The sequence below is a fragment of the Aliivibrio fischeri genome (assembly GCA_038993745.2).
GTDB lineage: Bacteria > Pseudomonadota > Gammaproteobacteria > Enterobacterales > Vibrionaceae > Aliivibrio > Aliivibrio fischeri_B.
Window position 1 is genome coordinate 50,772 of record CP160629.1, and the last position, 15,134, is coordinate 65,905.

Annotated in this window: 14 protein-coding genes; 11 read left to right on the top strand and 3 right to left on the bottom strand. The window is 40.6% G+C overall.

Annotated features, from left to right (window positions below; genetic code table 11):
* Nucleotides 1–64: 64 nt before the first annotated feature.
* The 7 genes from rmuC to tatC are packed head-to-tail and all read left to right on the top strand — an operon-like array spanning nt 65 to nt 6,115.
* On the top strand, nt 65–1,585 hold the full coding sequence (gene rmuC / locus AAFX60_000225; GenBank protein ID XDF77707.1) for a DNA recombination protein RmuC: 1,521 nt from the start codon (nt 65–67) through the stop codon (nt 1,583–1,585).
* A gap of 57 nt (nt 1,586–1,642) precedes the next feature.
* Nucleotides 1,643–2,407, top strand: coding sequence for a bifunctional demethylmenaquinone methyltransferase/2-methoxy-6-polyprenyl-1,4-benzoquinol methylase UbiE (gene ubiE, locus AAFX60_000230; protein ID XDF77708.1), 765 nt, complete (start codon nt 1,643–1,645; stop codon nt 2,405–2,407).
* An 11-nt stretch (nt 2,408–2,418) separates the two neighbouring features.
* On the top strand, nt 2,419–3,042 hold the full coding sequence (locus AAFX60_000235; protein XDF77709.1) for an SCP2 domain-containing protein: 624 nt from the start codon (nt 2,419–2,421) through the stop codon (nt 3,040–3,042).
* On the top strand, nt 3,039–4,673 hold the full coding sequence (gene ubiB, locus AAFX60_000240; GenBank protein ID XDF77710.1) for a ubiquinone biosynthesis regulatory protein kinase UbiB: 1,635 nt from the start codon (nt 3,039–3,041) through the stop codon (nt 4,671–4,673). Before AAFX60_000235 ends, ubiB begins: the two co-directional genes overlap by 4 nt.
* 51 nt (nt 4,674–4,724) lie before the next feature.
* Nucleotides 4,725–4,973, top strand: coding sequence for a Sec-independent protein translocase subunit TatA (gene tatA, locus AAFX60_000245; protein ID XDF77711.1), 249 nt, complete (start codon nt 4,725–4,727; stop codon nt 4,971–4,973).
* A 3-nt stretch (nt 4,974–4,976) separates the two neighbouring features.
* The gene (gene tatB / locus AAFX60_000250; GenBank protein ID XDF77712.1) at nt 4,977–5,357 is read left to right on the top strand and encodes a Sec-independent protein translocase protein TatB; all 381 of its coding nucleotides are present in this window, start codon (nt 4,977–4,979) and stop codon (nt 5,355–5,357) included.
* Nucleotides 5,358–5,359: 2 nt separating this feature from the next.
* The gene (gene tatC / locus AAFX60_000255; protein XDF77713.1) at nt 5,360–6,115 is read left to right on the top strand and encodes a Sec-independent protein translocase subunit TatC; all 756 of its coding nucleotides are present in this window, start codon (nt 5,360–5,362) and stop codon (nt 6,113–6,115) included.
* 874 nt (nt 6,116–6,989) lie between these two features.
* Here the strand turns inward: tatC and AAFX60_000260 are convergent.
* Nucleotides 6,990–7,751, bottom strand: coding sequence for a TatD family hydrolase (locus AAFX60_000260; protein XDF77714.1), 762 nt, complete (start codon nt 7,749–7,751; stop codon nt 6,990–6,992).
* 151 nt (nt 7,752–7,902) lie between these two features.
* Between AAFX60_000260 and hemB the strand changes: the two genes are divergently transcribed.
* Nucleotides 7,903–8,919, top strand: a complete 1,017-nt coding sequence (gene hemB, locus AAFX60_000265; protein XDF77715.1) for a porphobilinogen synthase — start codon at nt 7,903–7,905, stop codon at nt 8,917–8,919.
* Between the two features lie 270 nt (nt 8,920–9,189).
* Here hemB and gppA read toward each other — a convergent pair whose 3' ends face one another.
* Both gppA and rhlB read right to left on the bottom strand, forming a co-directional pair.
* The gene (gene gppA / locus AAFX60_000270) at nt 9,190–10,683 is read right to left on the bottom strand and encodes a guanosine-5'-triphosphate,3'-diphosphate diphosphatase (protein ID XDF77716.1); all 1,494 of its coding nucleotides are present in this window, start codon (nt 10,681–10,683) and stop codon (nt 9,190–9,192) included.
* Between the two features lie 33 nt (nt 10,684–10,716).
* The gene (rhlB, locus tag AAFX60_000275; protein ID XDF77717.1) at nt 10,717–12,015 is read right to left on the bottom strand and encodes an ATP-dependent RNA helicase RhlB; all 1,299 of its coding nucleotides are present in this window, start codon (nt 12,013–12,015) and stop codon (nt 10,717–10,719) included.
* A gap of 112 nt (nt 12,016–12,127) precedes the next feature.
* Between rhlB and trxA the strand changes: the two genes are divergently transcribed.
* From trxA to AAFX60_000290, 3 genes are all read left to right on the top strand, one after another.
* A complete protein-coding gene (trxA, locus tag AAFX60_000280; protein XDF77718.1) occupies nt 12,128–12,454 on the top strand; it encodes a thioredoxin TrxA in 327 nt (108 codons plus the stop codon).
* Nucleotides 12,455–12,693: 239 nt separating this feature from the next.
* The gene (rho, locus tag AAFX60_000285; protein XDF78862.1) at nt 12,694–13,953 is read left to right on the top strand and encodes a transcription termination factor Rho; all 1,260 of its coding nucleotides are present in this window, start codon (nt 12,694–12,696) and stop codon (nt 13,951–13,953) included.
* Nucleotides 13,954–14,112: 159 nt separating this feature from the next.
* A complete protein-coding gene (locus AAFX60_000290; protein ID XDF77719.1) occupies nt 14,113–15,108 on the top strand; it encodes a hypothetical protein in 996 nt (331 codons plus the stop codon).
* The last annotated feature ends 26 nt before the right edge of the window (nt 15,109–15,134 follow it).

Below are 15,134 nucleotides of genomic sequence, written 5' to 3' on the forward strand. Positions count from 1 at the left end.
TTAACTGGACATTTATCCAGTATCAAAATATCCTATGGTAATTCGTGTTTACATTGAGTGAGTTATGGAATTTTTGAATCAGTTTGGTGGGCATTTATTGTTTGGTTTTGCAGGCGCTAGTATCGCGTATGCCGTTGCTCATGTATTAACAAAAAGTCGAAATCAGCAAGAGCTAGCTTTATTGGAGCATGAGTTAGAATCAGAAAAAAAATTGGCAAATTCTCAATTGCATCAATTAACCCAACAAGTTGAAAAGCAGCAGCAAGAGCTCGATGAGCTTGATCTTGAGCGCGATAAATTAGCGCAAGAGCAAAAGCAATCTCATGGGCGTTTAATGGCGGCAATGGAAAAGCTGCGTTATTTTGATGCTATTCAAAAAGAAAAAGAGTACTTAACTCAGCAGCTCGAGTTTTCTCGCCAAGCAAATTCAAATGTCGAAGCCGAATTGAGAGAACAAGAAGCACGTAATGAAGAAGAACGCAAAGCAAGCCAAGAGAAGATTGAATTACTTGAGCGAGCAGAAGAAAGGTTAAAGCAGCAGTTTGAAAATTTAGCCAACCAATTGTTTGAACAGAAAACCAAAACGGTTGATGAACAAAACAAGGTGAGTTTAGAAGGTTTGTTATCTCCATTAAAAGAGCAGCTTGAAGGATTTAAAAAACAAGTAAACGACAGTTTTGGTTTTGAAGCTAAAGAGCGCCACACTCTGGTACATGAAATTCGTAGCCTACAACAGCTTAATGAGCGAATGACACAGGAGGCGGTAAACCTGACCAATGCTCTTAAAGGCGACAACAAACAACAAGGTAATTGGGGTGAAGTTGTTCTTTCACGAGTATTGAAAGAATCCGGCCTTAGAGAGGGGCACGAATACGATACTCAGGTCAGTATGGATGACGAAGACGGTAAGCGTTTTTATCCTGATGTGATTGTTCACTTACCTGATGAGAAAGATGTCGTGGTTGATTCAAAAATGACCTTAGTGGCATATGAGCGTTTTTTTAACAGTGAAGATTTTAATCAAAAAGAACACGCGCTTGATGAACATTTAATGGCCATTCGAGCTCATTTACGTGGATTAAGTAAAAAGGATTACCACAAGTTAAATGGCTTACGCAGCTTAGATTATGTCTTAATGTTTATTCCTGTAGAGCCTGCATTCCAAGTTGCGATAGAGGCTGACCCATCGCTCATCTCTGATGCGATGGAACAGAATATTATTATCGTTAGTCCTACAACGTTATTGGTTGCGCTTAGAACCATCAGTAATTTATGGCGTAACGAGAGACAAAACCAAAACGCCAAAATCATCGCAGAGCGAGCAAGTAAACTGTATGACAAAATGCGTCTTTTTGTTGATGATATGGAGGCCGTTGGTGGTGCACTTGATAAGGCGAATCAAAGTTATCAGGGGGCAATGAATAAATTGGCTAGTGGGCGTGGGAACCTAATTCGTCAAGCTGAAAGCTTTAAAGAACTCGGTGTTGAAGTGAAGAGAGACATAAATCGCCGTCTTATTGACCAATCTTTTGAAGCCGATACGACGCAAACACTTGGTGATAATGGGTTGGATAAAGTAGACTAGAGGGCTGTTGAATTCAGAGAGACCGGATTCAGCGAACCTATCTCTAGAGGACGAAAAATGACGGACAAGATGAACATGGCTGAAGAAACAACACACTTCGGCTTCACTACAGTCGCTAAAGAAGAAAAAGTAGCGAAAGTTGCAGAAGTATTTCACTCTGTAGCAGCAAAATACGACATCATGAATGACCTTATGTCTGGTGGTGTTCACCGTGTTTGGAAACGATTCACGATTGATTGTAGTGGCGTACGTCCAGGTCATAAAGTACTTGATTTAGCTGGTGGTACTGGCGATTTAACGGCTAAGTTTTCACGTATTGTTGGTGAGAAAGGTCAAGTTATTCTTGCTGATATTAATAACTCAATGCTAAACGTTGGTCGTGACAAACTACGCGATATGGGCATCGTAGGTAATGTAAATTACGTACAAGCAAATGCGGAAGAATTGCCTTTCCCTGATGACCATTTTGATTGTATTACCATCAGCTTTGGTCTTCGTAACGTAACGGATAAAGATAAAGCATTGCGTTCGATGTTCCGTGTTCTTAAACCGGGCGGTCGTTTATTAGTGCTAGAGTTTTCAAAACCAATCCTTGAGCCGTTATCAAAAATTTACGATGCGTACTCTTTCCACCTATTACCAAAAATGGGTGAAATCATCGCAAATGATGCAGACAGTTATCGCTACCTTGCTGAATCTATCCGTATGCACCCAGATCAAGAAACACTGAAAGGCATGATGGAAGATGCAGGGTTTGAGCAAGCAAATTACTACAACTTAACGGGTGGTATCGTTGCTCTACACCGTGGTTACAAGTTTTAAGGGATAGAATAATGCCATTAGAACCATTCGTAACAGGCGTGATGGAGACAGGGTTAAATACTCTGTTAAAAGAATCACCAGAGAGCAAAGCGGCATTGCATCGTTTAAAAGAAAAGATTATTCATGTTCATTTAAATGAAGTGAACAAGGATCTTTTCTTTGTATTTAGTCACCTACAAGTTGATATTCTTTCTCGATTCGAAGGTTCTGTTGATTGCTACTTAGCTTTAAATCTTTCTGTTTTGCCACAACTGCGTGATCAAAATAATATTACTCAACTTATCAAACAAGATAAGTTGGTATTGGAAGGCGATTTAAAACTTGCTCAACAATTTTCTGCATTACTTGAAGAGTTAAAACCAGATGTTGAAGATAAATTATCTCAATATACTGGTGATATTGTTGCTCATACTTTAGTTAGTGGAGTAAAAGGTGGAGCGTGCTGGGTGAAAAAACAGATCACACGTCAAACTCGCCATGCAGCAGAAGTTCTTACTGAAGAGTGGAAAATGGCACCTGCACCATTAGAAATCGCTCACTTTTGCGATCAAGTAACCGATGTTGAAGCTCAATTTACAGAGCTAGATGCTCGTTTATCTCGTCTAATACAAAAAACAGGGTTAGAACAAGCATGACGCCATCTGAGTTAAAGCGCTTATATCACATCACTAAGGTTCAACTTGAGTATGGGTTAGATGAGCTGTTACCTGAACATGCGTTAACTCAATTGCCAAAGCGATTACGTAAAGGTTTATTCTGGATTAAAAATAAATATCCTGAAAAACCACTTGGTGAACGCTTACGTCTAGCATTACAAGAGCTCGGTCCTGTTTGGATTAAGTTCGGTCAAATGATGTCGACTCGTCGAGATCTTTTTCCTCCTCATTTAGCTGACCAATTAGCGTTACTTCAAGACCAAGTTGCGCCATTTGACGGACAATTAGCGAAAGATCAAATGGAGATGGAATTAGGTGGACCACTCGATAATTGGTTTACCGATTTTGATATTAAGCCGTTGGCTTCTGCTTCCATTGCTCAAGTACATACCGCAAAGTTAAAAGACTCGGGTAGAGAAATTGTTCTTAAAGTAATTCGCCCTGATATTCGTCCTGTCATCGAATCTGATATTCGCTTAATGTATCGCATGGCGAGATTAGTTGAACAACATATTCCTGAAGCTCGTCGTTTAAAACCAGTTGAAGTCATTGAAGAGTACGAAAAAACCTTACTTGATGAGCTAGACTTAAGAAGAGAAGCCAGTAATGCAATGCAGCTGCGCAGAAACTTTGAAGGCAGTGAAGAACTTTATGTACCTGAAGTCATTTTAGATTTAAGCTCTGAGCATCTTATGGTGTCAGAGCGCATTTACGGTATTCAAGTATCAGACATTGAGCAGCTTGAAAGAAACGGCACTAATATGAAGTTATTGGCTGAACGTGGTGTTTCAGTTTTCTTTACTCAGGTGTTTCGAGATAGCTTCTTTCATGCTGATATGCACCCAGGAAACGTATTTGTAAATCCAGATAATCCAGAAAATCCACAATGGATCGGATTAGACTGTGGTATTGTTGGAACACTCAATAAGGAAGATAAACGCTATTTAGCAGAAAACTTATTGGGTTTCTTTAATAGTGACTATCATAAAGTTGCGCAATTACATGTTGATTCTGGTTGGGTTCCGGCAGACACTAATGTTGAAGAATTCGAATTTGCTATTCGAATGGTATGTGAACCCATTTTTGCAAAACCATTAGGAGAAATTTCTTTTGGTCATGTGCTGTTGAACTTATTTAATACAGCGCGTCGTTTCAATATGGAAGTGCAACCACAATTAGTCTTGTTACAAAAAACATTGTTGTACGTAGAAGGACTAGGCAGACAGCTTTATCCGCAATTAGATCTATGGGCAACCGCCAAACCGTTTTTAGAAACGTGGATGGCAAAACAGGTAGGACCGGCAGCCTTTGTGACTGCTTTGAGTGAGAAAGCGCCATTCTGGGCTGAAAAATTACCCGAACTGCCAGATTTAGTTTATGACAGTTTGCGCCAGGGCAAAGTTCTTAATCAACGAATGGATAAACTTTACGCAGGTTACCGTCAAAGTAAGCGTCAACAAGCAAAAGGGCAATTCCTATTTAATGTTGGAGCCACACTTCTGATTTGTTCTGCGGTGTTATTAACCAGTAACATTACTGTGTTAGCATCAATTAGTGCTGCTACAGGAGCTGCGTTTTGGCTATTTAGCTGGCGAGCATATCGTCGTTAAACGTCGCTTTATTTAGCAATTTTTTAACCCTAACACGCTGAGGAAATAAGCATGGGTGGTATTAGTATTTGGCAACTTCTTATTATTGCAGTAATTATCGTTCTGTTATTTGGTACGAAAAAATTACGTGGTGTAGGTAGTGATTTGGGTTCTGCAGTTAAAGGCTTTAAAAAAGCGATAAGTGAAGATGAGCCAGCAAAAGAAGCGAAAAAAGACGCTGATTTTGTACCTCAAAACTTAGAGAAAAAAGAAGCTGAAACAGTAGAAAAACAAAAGCAAAACGACAAAGAGCAGGCATAATAAGTGTTTGATATCGGTTTTTGGGAACTGATACTGATCTCTGTTGTTGGACTAGTTGTATTAGGACCGGAACGTTTACCAAAAGCGATCCGCTCTGTTGCGCAGTTCATTGGAGCAGCAAAAAGCATGGCGAATAACGTCAAAGATGAGCTGTCACAAGAATTGAAGATACAAGAACTTCAAGAGAATTTGCGCAAAGCAGAACAGATGAATATGGATGACTTATCGCCTGATCTTAAAAAATCAGTAGAAGAGTTAAAACAAGCGGCAGCAGATGTCACTCGTCCATATGCAAAACCAGAAGAAGAAAAAGCAGAAACGCCAAGTGCGGACAGCTCTTCTTCTGCAGCATCTGACTCAACTTCTAAAACGAAAGCAGAGTAATTATGTCATCAGTTGAATCCTCTCAGCCGTTGTTAGCGCACTTACTAGAGTTAAGAAATCGTCTATTAAAAGCAATCATTGCAGTTATTGTCGTGTTCTTAGGTTTAGTTTGGTTTGCTAATGACATTTATGAGTTTTTATCAGCGCCTTTGGTAGAAAGACTGCCAGAGGGAGCAACTATGATAGCAACTGATGTCGCGTCACCATTTTTCACGCCCATAAAGCTGACTTTGGTGGCATCGATATTTGTCGCTGTTCCAGTAATTCTTTATCAGGTATGGGCATTTGTAGCTCCTGGACTGTATAAGCATGAGAAAAGACTCATCATGCCGTTACTATTCTCTAGCTCTTTGCTGTTTTATGCCGGTGTATCATTTGCCTATTTCGTTGTATTTCCTTTGGTATTTGGTTTCTTTACAACCATTGCACCTGAAGGGGTTCAAGTAGCAACTGATATCGCCAGTTATCTTGATTTTGTTTTAGCATTGTTCTTGGCTTTTGGTATTGCATTTGAAGTACCTGTTGCCATCATCTTGCTATGCTGGACTGGTGCTACAGACCCAGATACGTTAAGACAAAAGCGTCCATATATTATTGTTGGTGCCTTTGTTGTAGGTATGATGTTGACACCACCAGACATTATTTCTCAGACGTTGCTGGCAGTACCTATGTGTATTTTGTTTGAGATTGGTTTGTTCTTCTCACGCTTTTATGTGAGAGAGGATAATGAAGATGATTTGGAACAAGATGAAGCATAATGCTTGATAGAAAATCTGAATATTGAAAAAGCGTTGATGATTATCAGTGCTTTTTTTATGCCTGCTTTAAACCATACAAAGTGAGTTAAGTGATCATGATCACGCTCTATTTTTGAGGCTTTATAGAGATAAATAGACAAACAGGAAACCGCTTGTGCGAGATCTCTCACAAGCGAGTGAGATTTAGCGCTTTTTTTTTGCGCTGTTTTCTCTCTGTTTTTTATTAAGTTATTGATATTTAATGTTTTGTGTTTGTTTGGGGATGGGGTTATATTTTTTTTTGCAATTATTTGAAATTAGTCTATTGCTGAAAAAAGTGAAAAGCGTAATCTTATTGGTGTCGGAAGGATGCTGACACGGAACAGGAACTAGCCAAGGATTTGGTACGCTTCAGGATGAGGCACTCGGTTACTTAGGATTAGTAATCGGCATGGATAGCGAAATGGACATTGAATGGACGCAATAGTAACTAGGATGGTTGCTACTAAGGAAAGACAATGGACACCTCTAGGATTGAGGTAAATGGACTGCACATCAGGACGATGTAAAGGACACCGCTCAAGGAACAAGCGAAGAGAGTTAACTAAGGATTGTTAACGGATCAGGATAGATCATGGACACCGCTAGGATGGCGACGAAAGGAATAAGCTGACGGATTCAGCATACTATCAAGGATTTGATGCATGGAGCACCATTAGTAGCCGGACTGCTGCGAGTAAAGTTATAGCCCCGCTAGATGAAAATCTAGTGGGGCTTTTCTTATGGAGCAAAGTAAAAAAGCAGGGACGAGAGGCGAGGACGCTTCGCTCGAGGGGCAAGGAAAGGCAAAAGCCTATACGCTGCGCTAACTAGATACTTTAAGCTAAGCGATTTCTTAAATCCCAAACAATTTCATCGCATTCGCCGTCGTAATCGCATCCACATCAGCCAAACTCATTTCACGTAAATCCGCTACACGTTGAGCAACTAATTGCGTATACGCAGGCTCATTGCGCTTACCACGATGTGGAACGGGTGCTAAGTAAGGACAATCGGTTTCTAGGATTAAATAATCCATATCAAGATGAGGAATAATCTTATCCATCCCGCCATTTTTAAAGGTAGACACACCACCAAGGCCTAAATGAAACCCTAAATCATTAATGGCTTTTGCTTCATCAACTGAACCACCAAAGCAGTGGAAAACACCAGATAATGAACCGTCTTGCTCTTGTTTTAATAAGCTTAATGTTTCTTCAATAGAATCACGAGTGTGAATAACAACAGGCAGTTTCATTTCTTTTGCCCAATTTAATTGGGTAATAAATGCCATCTCTTGTTCTGCTTTAAAGGTTTTGTCCCAGTATAGGTCAATACCTATTTCACCTACTGCAATGAAGTTATGCTTCTCAAACCATGAGTGAATAGTTGCTAAGGTCTGTTTAACATCAGCATTCACATAACAAGGGTGTAATCCCATCATTGAATGACAAACATCAGGATAAGCTGCTTCGGTTTTGAGCATTGGTTCGATAGATTCTAAATCGATGTTAGGTAGTAGAATTTTGCTAATACCTTGTTCTAGTGCGCGCTGAACAACAGCATCTCTATCTTCATCAAATTCTTTTGCATAAATATGAGCGTGAGTATCTATCATGGTGAAACCCTAAAACAAAAAATAATGGCTTCTATCATACCAAGTTCAAAGTAAAAATCAGATCTATACGAAAAAGTCACTTGAAAGACTACGATTAGCCACTCGATAGGTATATATTGGAAAGCATCATAAATACAAAAAGGAGCACAGTGTGTCTGTATCCATTCTTGGTGCGTTTCCAAACCGTCGCATGCGCCGTATGCGTAAACATGAATTTAGCCGCCGACTAATGGCTGAAAACCAACTAACAGTAAATGATTTGATTTATCCAATGTTTGTTCTTATGGGTAAAGATCGTCGTGAGTCTGTTGAGTCTATGCCGGGTGTTGAGCGTTTATCTATCGATTTACTGCTTGAAGAAGCGCAACGTCTTTATGATTTAGGTATTCCTGCGATTGCACTTTTCCCTGTGGTTTCTCAAGACGTTAAAAGTCTATGTGCTGCTGAAGCTTACAATCCTGAAGGTTTAGTTCAACGTACAGTTAAAGCCCTAAAAGAACATGTTCCAGAGCTTGGTGTGATTACTGATGTGGCTTTAGACCCATTCACAACTCATGGCCAAGACGGCATCATCGATGAAGATGGTTACGTAATGAATGACGTGACAACTGAAGTTCTGATTAAGCAGGCGTTATCGCACGCAGAAGCGGGTGCTGATGTGGTGGCTCCGTCTGACATGATGGACGGCCGTATTGGTGAAATCCGTAAAGCGCTAGAAAAAGCAGGTCACGTTCATACACAAATTATGGCGTACTCTGCAAAATATGCGTCTTGTTATTACGGTCCTTTCCGTGATGCAGTGGGTTCTTCATCTAACCTAAAAGGTGGTAATAAAAAGAATTACCAGATGGATCCTGCAAACAGTGATGAAGCAATTCATGAAGTTGCTATGGACATCAACGAAGGTGCGGATATGGTGATGGTGAAACCAGGTATGCCGTATCTGGACATTGTTCGTCGTGTTAAGACTGAACTTCAAGTTCCGACGTTTGCTTACCAAGTATCTGGTGAGTATGCGATGCATAAAGCCGCTATCATGAATGGTTGGCTGAGTGAACGCGATACGGTGATGGAATCACTACTGTGCTTTAAGCGTGCTGGTGCTGATGGCATCCTAACTTACTTTGCGAAAGATGTAGCAGAGTGGTTGGCGGAAGAGAAGAAGTAAGAGTAGGGACGAGAAAAAGCAGGGTTCAGATCGCTTTGCTTAAAGGTTTCAGGGGAAATGTGGTGAGCTTTGGTGTTAACTAGATACTATGCGCTGCGCTAACTAGAAACGATAAGAGCGAGAACTTTGCATCTTTTAAGTTCTTCAACTAAAAAATAAAAAAAGCATGATGATTTTAGTTAATCATCATGCTTTTATTTTTCCTGAAACCTGTACAGTAAGGCACTTGCTTTTGCTCTTATAGAAGCGAAGCGTTCTAGTCCCTAGTCCCTAGTCCCTAGCATCTATAACCAACTCCCAACCAATATTCGTCTGTTTATCCGCCTCGATCTCTAACTCAGATCTCGTTAGAGGATTTGCCGCCAACCAAGCTCCATCAATCGACAATGACAAAACATCATTTTTTTCTGATAGCGTTACAGTAGGTGCTAAATTCACATCACGACGATGAGTGAGAATAATCGCTAAACGTAAAATACGTAGCATGCGTTGAGCCGAGATATCAGAAACGGCATGTTGAGTTGGCATGGCTGAGAAATATTCGCGGTAACGGCGTAATAACTCACCAAGTAAGTGTTTTTGAGCACGAGTGAAACCTGGTAAATCCAGTGCGTTAATTAAATAGGCTGAGTGCTCTCCACCTTTTTTATAATCAATACACATACCAATTTCATGAAGCTGAGTTGCCGCAGTAAGCAATGGCAATGCTTGTGGCTCAATAAGCCAGTCGTTACCACATTGCTGCACAAGTTGAATTGAGAGGTCAGTGACCTGTTGAGCGTAGTCAACGTCTAATTGATAACGTTGTTGGGTGCTCTTTATTGTGCGTTGACACACTTCATCGTGTTGCAGTTCATCGATCATTCCGTAGCATAGGCCTTCACGTAACGCGCCGCCAGCTAGAGTCATAGAATCGATGTTCAATAATTCAAAAATAGCAATAAGGATGGATAAACCGCTTGGGAACACTAATGCTCGCTCAAGTGTTAACCCATCAATATCTAACTCTTCTAAGTGTTCATATTGCATTGCTTGCTTTTGAAGGCGCTTTAGCTTGGCTAAGGTGATGACCTCATCCATGCCTTGCGCCAACATAATTTCTTGCAATGCTTGTACCGTACCGCTTGCTCCAACACAGGTCTGCCAACCTAGGTCAGTATATTGCTGTAAAATTGGAGCTAACGTCTCTTTAGCGCCGGCAATTGCTGCATTAAAGTTCTTTTGGGTTAGGGCACGATCTTTAAAGTAGCCTTCTAGCCAAGTTACACAACCCATTTTTAAGCTTGTGAGTGCTTGTGCTTCAAAGCCTTCACCAATAATTAGCTCTGTACTTGCTCCGCCGATATCAACGACTAAACGACGGCCATTACCACCTGAAGTGTGCGCAACTCCTTGGTAAATCATACGAGCTTCTTCTTCGCCTTCGATCACGTTAATGTTGTGACCTAAGATTTGATTGGCTTTTTCTAAGAAGATATCCACATTGCTAGCGACACGCAGCGTTGCTGTACCGACAATGCGAATATTTTCTACAGGGATGTCTTGCAGACGTTCTGCAAATAAGCTCAAACAATCCCACCCACGTTGCATAGCTTCATGGCTGAGTGTGTTATTTTCATTTAATCCCGCAGCTAAACGAACTTTACGTTTAATTTTAGCCATGGTTTGCACACTACCATTTATATGACGCACAACAAGCATATGGAAGCTATTGGAGCCTAAATCGATGGCGGCATACATTGGTGACATTGTTGAACTTTTCATAACATCCTTTTACTTTTTTACTGAGCGCTCAATTTACGACTGAGTATTACGTGGTTGACGTGGGCGAGTATGCTTACGGTTGCCGCCTTGACGTTGACCATTGTTATTACGACGATTTTGCTGTGGACGACGTTGAAGTCGTAGTGGAGCTGGCAAATCTTCTAGTAATGCCGAAGCGTCGTAATCAGATTGTGGAATAGAATGCTCAATATATTCTTCGATAGCAGGAAGGTTAATTGCGTATTCTTCACATGCGAAGCTAATAGAGTTACCGCTTGCACCAGCACGACCTGTACGGCCAATACGGTGAACGTAATCTTCTGCTTCGTTTGGTAAATCAAAGTTAAACACATGCGTTACTTGTGGAATATGTAGACCACGAGCAGCCACATCGGTAGCAACTAAGATATCAACATTACCTTGTGTGAACTCTTCTAAAATGCGCTCACGTTTTTTCTGAGGAACGTCACCAGTTAGAAGACCAACACGGTGTTTATCAGCAGCTAGGTGACCCCAAACTGATTCACATTTGTGTTTTGTGTTTGCAAAGATAATCGCACGATCTGGCCATTCTTCTTCAATAAGTGTTTGAAGTAATGCCATTTTATGATCATTTGAAGGATAGAAAAGCTCTTCCTTAATGCGATGACCTGTTTTTTGTTCTGGCTCAACAACAACGTGCTCTGGCTCTTGCATGTGTTCAAACGCAAGCTCTTGCACACGGTAAGATAATGTAGCAGAGAACAGCATGTTTAAACGCTCTGTTGGCGCAGGCATACGACGGAAGATAAAGCGAATATCTTTAATAAAACCTAAATCGAACATACGATCGGCTTCATCAAGAACAACAGCTTGAATCATCTTAAAGTCGATGTGACCTTGCTTGTAAAAGTCGATAATACGACCGGTTGTACCGATCAAAATATCAACACCTTGCTCAATCACTTGTTGTTGTTTTTCATAACGCTCACCACCGTAAGCCAGTGCCGCTTTTAGGCCTGTACTTGCGATAAGTGATTCAGCATCATTGAAGATTTGAATCGCTAATTCACGTGTCGGAGCCATGATAATGGCACGCGGTTGTGTGATTTTACGACCTTCAGGTGCTGGTGTCGTTAATAGGTGATTAAAAGTAGCAGTAAGGAACGCTAGCGTCTTACCTGTACCCGTTTGGGCCTGGCCTGCAATGTCTTGGCCGGCGAGCAGTACCGGCAATGCCTTAGCTTGAATTGGGGTACATTTGATGAACCCTTTTGTATTCAAACCATCGATAACCTGAGGCTGTAAACCTAGGTCGGCAAAGTTTTGCTCTGTGATGTGCGTCTTTTTCATTGCTATAGAATATCAGTTAAAGCTTGCAATACGAAACGGATTCCATTCAAATAGAGAATCAATTTGCTGGTTATCATCAAATCAGCCTTTAAATTTAACGTTGGAGTTGACGATGAGCGACAAAATTTTGCAGCTTACAGATGGCGGTTTTGAAGAAAGTGTAATCAACGCTGCAGGCCCTGTACTAGTAGATTTCTGGGCAGAATGGTGTGGTCCTTGTAAAATGATTGCCCCGATTCTGGATGAGATTGCTGATGAGTACGAAGGCAAACTAACGATTGGTAAATTAAATATCGATCAAAATGCTGGTACACCACCAAAATTTGGTATTCGTGGCATTCCAACGCTACTTCTTTTCAAAGATGGCGGCGTAGCTGCAACGAAAGTGGGTGCACTTTCAAAGACTCAACTTAAAGAGTTTCTTGATGCAAACCTATAATTTAGGATGGTATTAAGTCAGATAGAACCGCATATAATGAAAAATTATGTGCGGTTTTGTTTTATCTGAGCTAAGCTAAGCCCATAAATAGGGTTAACCCCCTAGACTAAAAACCGAATAAGTGATAATTTATCGCGCGTAATTTATACGATTTCATTTCTTGACCGAGCTCGAAGGTCATTCATTCTTAAATCAACTAAAGATAGAATCTGATTTTGACTAAACAACTACCTACCACTATGAATCTTACTGAACTTAAAAACCGATCTGTATCGGACCTTGTTGCTCTTGGCGAAACACTAGGCCTAGAAAACTTAGCTCGTCTAAGAAAACAAGACATTATTTTTTCTATTCTTAAGCAGCACGCAAAGAGTGGCGAAGATATATTCGGTGACGGTGTTCTAGAGATTCTGCAAGATGGCTTTGGTTTCCTTCGCTCGGCAGACAGTTCTTACTTGGCGGGTCCTGATGATATTTATGTATCGCCAAGCCAAATTCGTCGTTTTAACCTGCGTACTGGTGATACCATTGCCGGAAAGATTCGCCCACCAAAAGATGGCGAACGCTACTTTGCTCTTCTTAAAGTAAACGCTGTAAACCACGACCGTCCTGATAACGCACGTAATAAAATCCTTTTTGAAAACCTTACTCCTCTACATGCTAACGATCGTTTACGCATGGAACGTGGTAATGGTTCAACAGAAGATATTACAGCACGTGTTCTTGATTTAGCATCACCAATTGGCCGTGGCCAACGTGGTCTTATTGTTGCTCCGCCAAAAGCGGGTAAAACAATGTTGCTTCAAAACATTGCTCAAAGTATTGCGCATAACCACCCTGAGTGTGAGTTGATGGTTCTACTTATCGACGAACGTCCAGAAGAAGTAACAGAGATGCAACGCCTAGTTAAAGGTGAAGTAGTTGCATCAACGTTTGATGAGCCAGCGTCTCGTCACGTTCAAGTTGCTGAAATGGTTATCGAGAAAGCAAAACGTCTTGTTGAACATAAGAAAGACGTAGTTATCTTACTTGACTCAATCACTCGTCTAGCTCGTGCATATAACACAGTGATTCCATCATCTGGTAAAGTTCTTACTGGTGGTGTAGATGCAAACGCACTTCACCGTCCTAAGCGCTTCTTTGGTGCTGCACGTAACGTTGAAGAAGGTGGTAGCTTAACTATCATCGCAACAGCACTTGTTGATACTGGCTCTAAAATGGATGAAGTTATCTACGAAGAGTTTAAAGGTACAGGTAACATGGAATTACATTTAAACCGTAAGATTGCGGAAAAACGTGTATTCCCAGCTATCGACTTTAACCGTTCAGGTACTCGTCGTGAAGAGTTGTTAACTAAAGCTGATGAGCTACAGAAAATGTGGATTCTACGTAAGATTGTTCACCCAATGGGCGAAATTGATGCGATGGAATTCTTAATTGATAAGCTATCAATGACGAAAACAAATGATGAGTTCTTTGATGCGATGCGTCGTCAGTAATTGATAAAAGACTCATTTATTAGATTTATAGCTCAAAAATAATGAAACGCTACCACTATGGTAGCGTTTTTTGTTGATTAAATGTTAATTTGATCGCATTATCATTTGTACTAAGTTTGAACTCAGTATTGTACTTGGGTTCATTTCAGGGAGTAACTTATGCGACAAGGACTGTTAGCATCTATCTTCCTTTTTACTAGTTTGCTGTTTGGGCAAGTATTAGCCTCTGAGATTCAACCAAACTTTAAGAATAGTTTATTGAATGATCAGCAACTCAAGAAGAAGGTGGAAAAACTGCATCAATATCTTATTGATGATGACACCACAACATTAAACTTTTCTCTTAATCGTCTTTCTATGCCACAGCAAGAAGCGGTACGCTTTATGTTGCTTCAATACATTGAAAAAGAAAGATTAATCTTATCTCCAACAGCCAGTATTTGGTTAAAAGAACAGTTAACGCTGCATCCAACTTATACCATTAAAGAACAAGGTGATGGTTATGTAGTGACAAAGTTAGCGTTTGATTATTCAAGTATTGCTGCTCGTGTATTAAATCAGATGAAGAAAGAACAACAAGTATTGGACTTCATTCTTGCTGCTGAAGAAAAGCGCCTTATATTATCTGAATGGTTAACGGGTGAACCTCATCAAGTACGTGTACGTCAATCTATTGTGTTAGCTGAATTAGATAGCCTTACGCCAGAAGCGTTAGACTATCTTGTTAATCAAATTACGGACGACACATTATCGGTGTGGTTGCCAACCACTGAAGTGATGGTTCGTTTAGCTCAAGTATCTAAAAATCCTAAAATATATAAGATGTTATGGCGTATGCGAACCGATCAATACAGTATCAATGAGCTTAATCGTTTAGCGAGATTAGCACCTGATCCATTTGCGACAGAGCAACTAATGGCTGCAACTAAAAATCCATCACTGAAGCAGAGTGCTTTTGCTTCACTTGCTCAACTTCATCCGCTGCCGCAAGAGGTTCAGCATTTTTTGTTAGCGAAACTTGATCATATTCAGGATGGTGGTGCCGTCGCAATGCACTTAGCGAATTATGGACATGCTTCTTGGTTAGAAAGTTTGGTAGGTAATAGCAGTAATGTTCGTAGTCAGCACGTAAAGTTTGCTTTATCTCAGAATTAGTAGGGGTTAGTCCTCTGAATATAGGT

Excerpts from the sequence above, each read along its gene's own strand:
- rmuC (XDF77707.1), top strand. The coding sequence starts at position 65 with ATGGAATTTTTGAATCAGTTTGGTGGGCATTTATTGTTTGGTTTTGCA.
- ubiE (XDF77708.1), top strand. The coding sequence starts at position 1,643 with ATGACGGACAAGATGAACATGGCTGAAGAAACAACACACTTCGGCTTC.
- AAFX60_000235 (XDF77709.1), top strand. The coding sequence starts at position 2,419 with ATGCCATTAGAACCATTCGTAACAGGCGTGATGGAGACAGGGTTAAAT.
- ubiB (XDF77710.1), top strand. The coding sequence starts at position 3,039 with ATGACGCCATCTGAGTTAAAGCGCTTATATCACATCACTAAGGTTCAA.
- tatA (XDF77711.1), top strand. The coding sequence starts at position 4,725 with ATGGGTGGTATTAGTATTTGGCAACTTCTTATTATTGCAGTAATTATC.
- tatC (XDF77713.1), top strand. The coding sequence starts at position 5,360 with ATGTCATCAGTTGAATCCTCTCAGCCGTTGTTAGCGCACTTACTAGAG.
- AAFX60_000260 (XDF77714.1), bottom strand. The coding sequence starts at position 7,751 with ATGATAGATACTCACGCTCATATTTATGCAAAAGAATTTGATGAAGAT.
- gppA (XDF77716.1), bottom strand. The coding sequence starts at position 10,683 with ATGAAAAGTTCAACAATGTCACCAATGTATGCCGCCATCGATTTAGGC.
- rhlB (XDF77717.1), bottom strand. The coding sequence starts at position 12,015 with ATGAAAAAGACGCACATCACAGAGCAAAACTTTGCCGACCTAGGTTTA.
- trxA (XDF77718.1), top strand. The coding sequence starts at position 12,128 with ATGAGCGACAAAATTTTGCAGCTTACAGATGGCGGTTTTGAAGAAAGT.
- rho (XDF78862.1), top strand. The coding sequence starts at position 12,694 with ATGAATCTTACTGAACTTAAAAACCGATCTGTATCGGACCTTGTTGCT.
- AAFX60_000290 (XDF77719.1), top strand. The coding sequence starts at position 14,113 with ATGCGACAAGGACTGTTAGCATCTATCTTCCTTTTTACTAGTTTGCTG.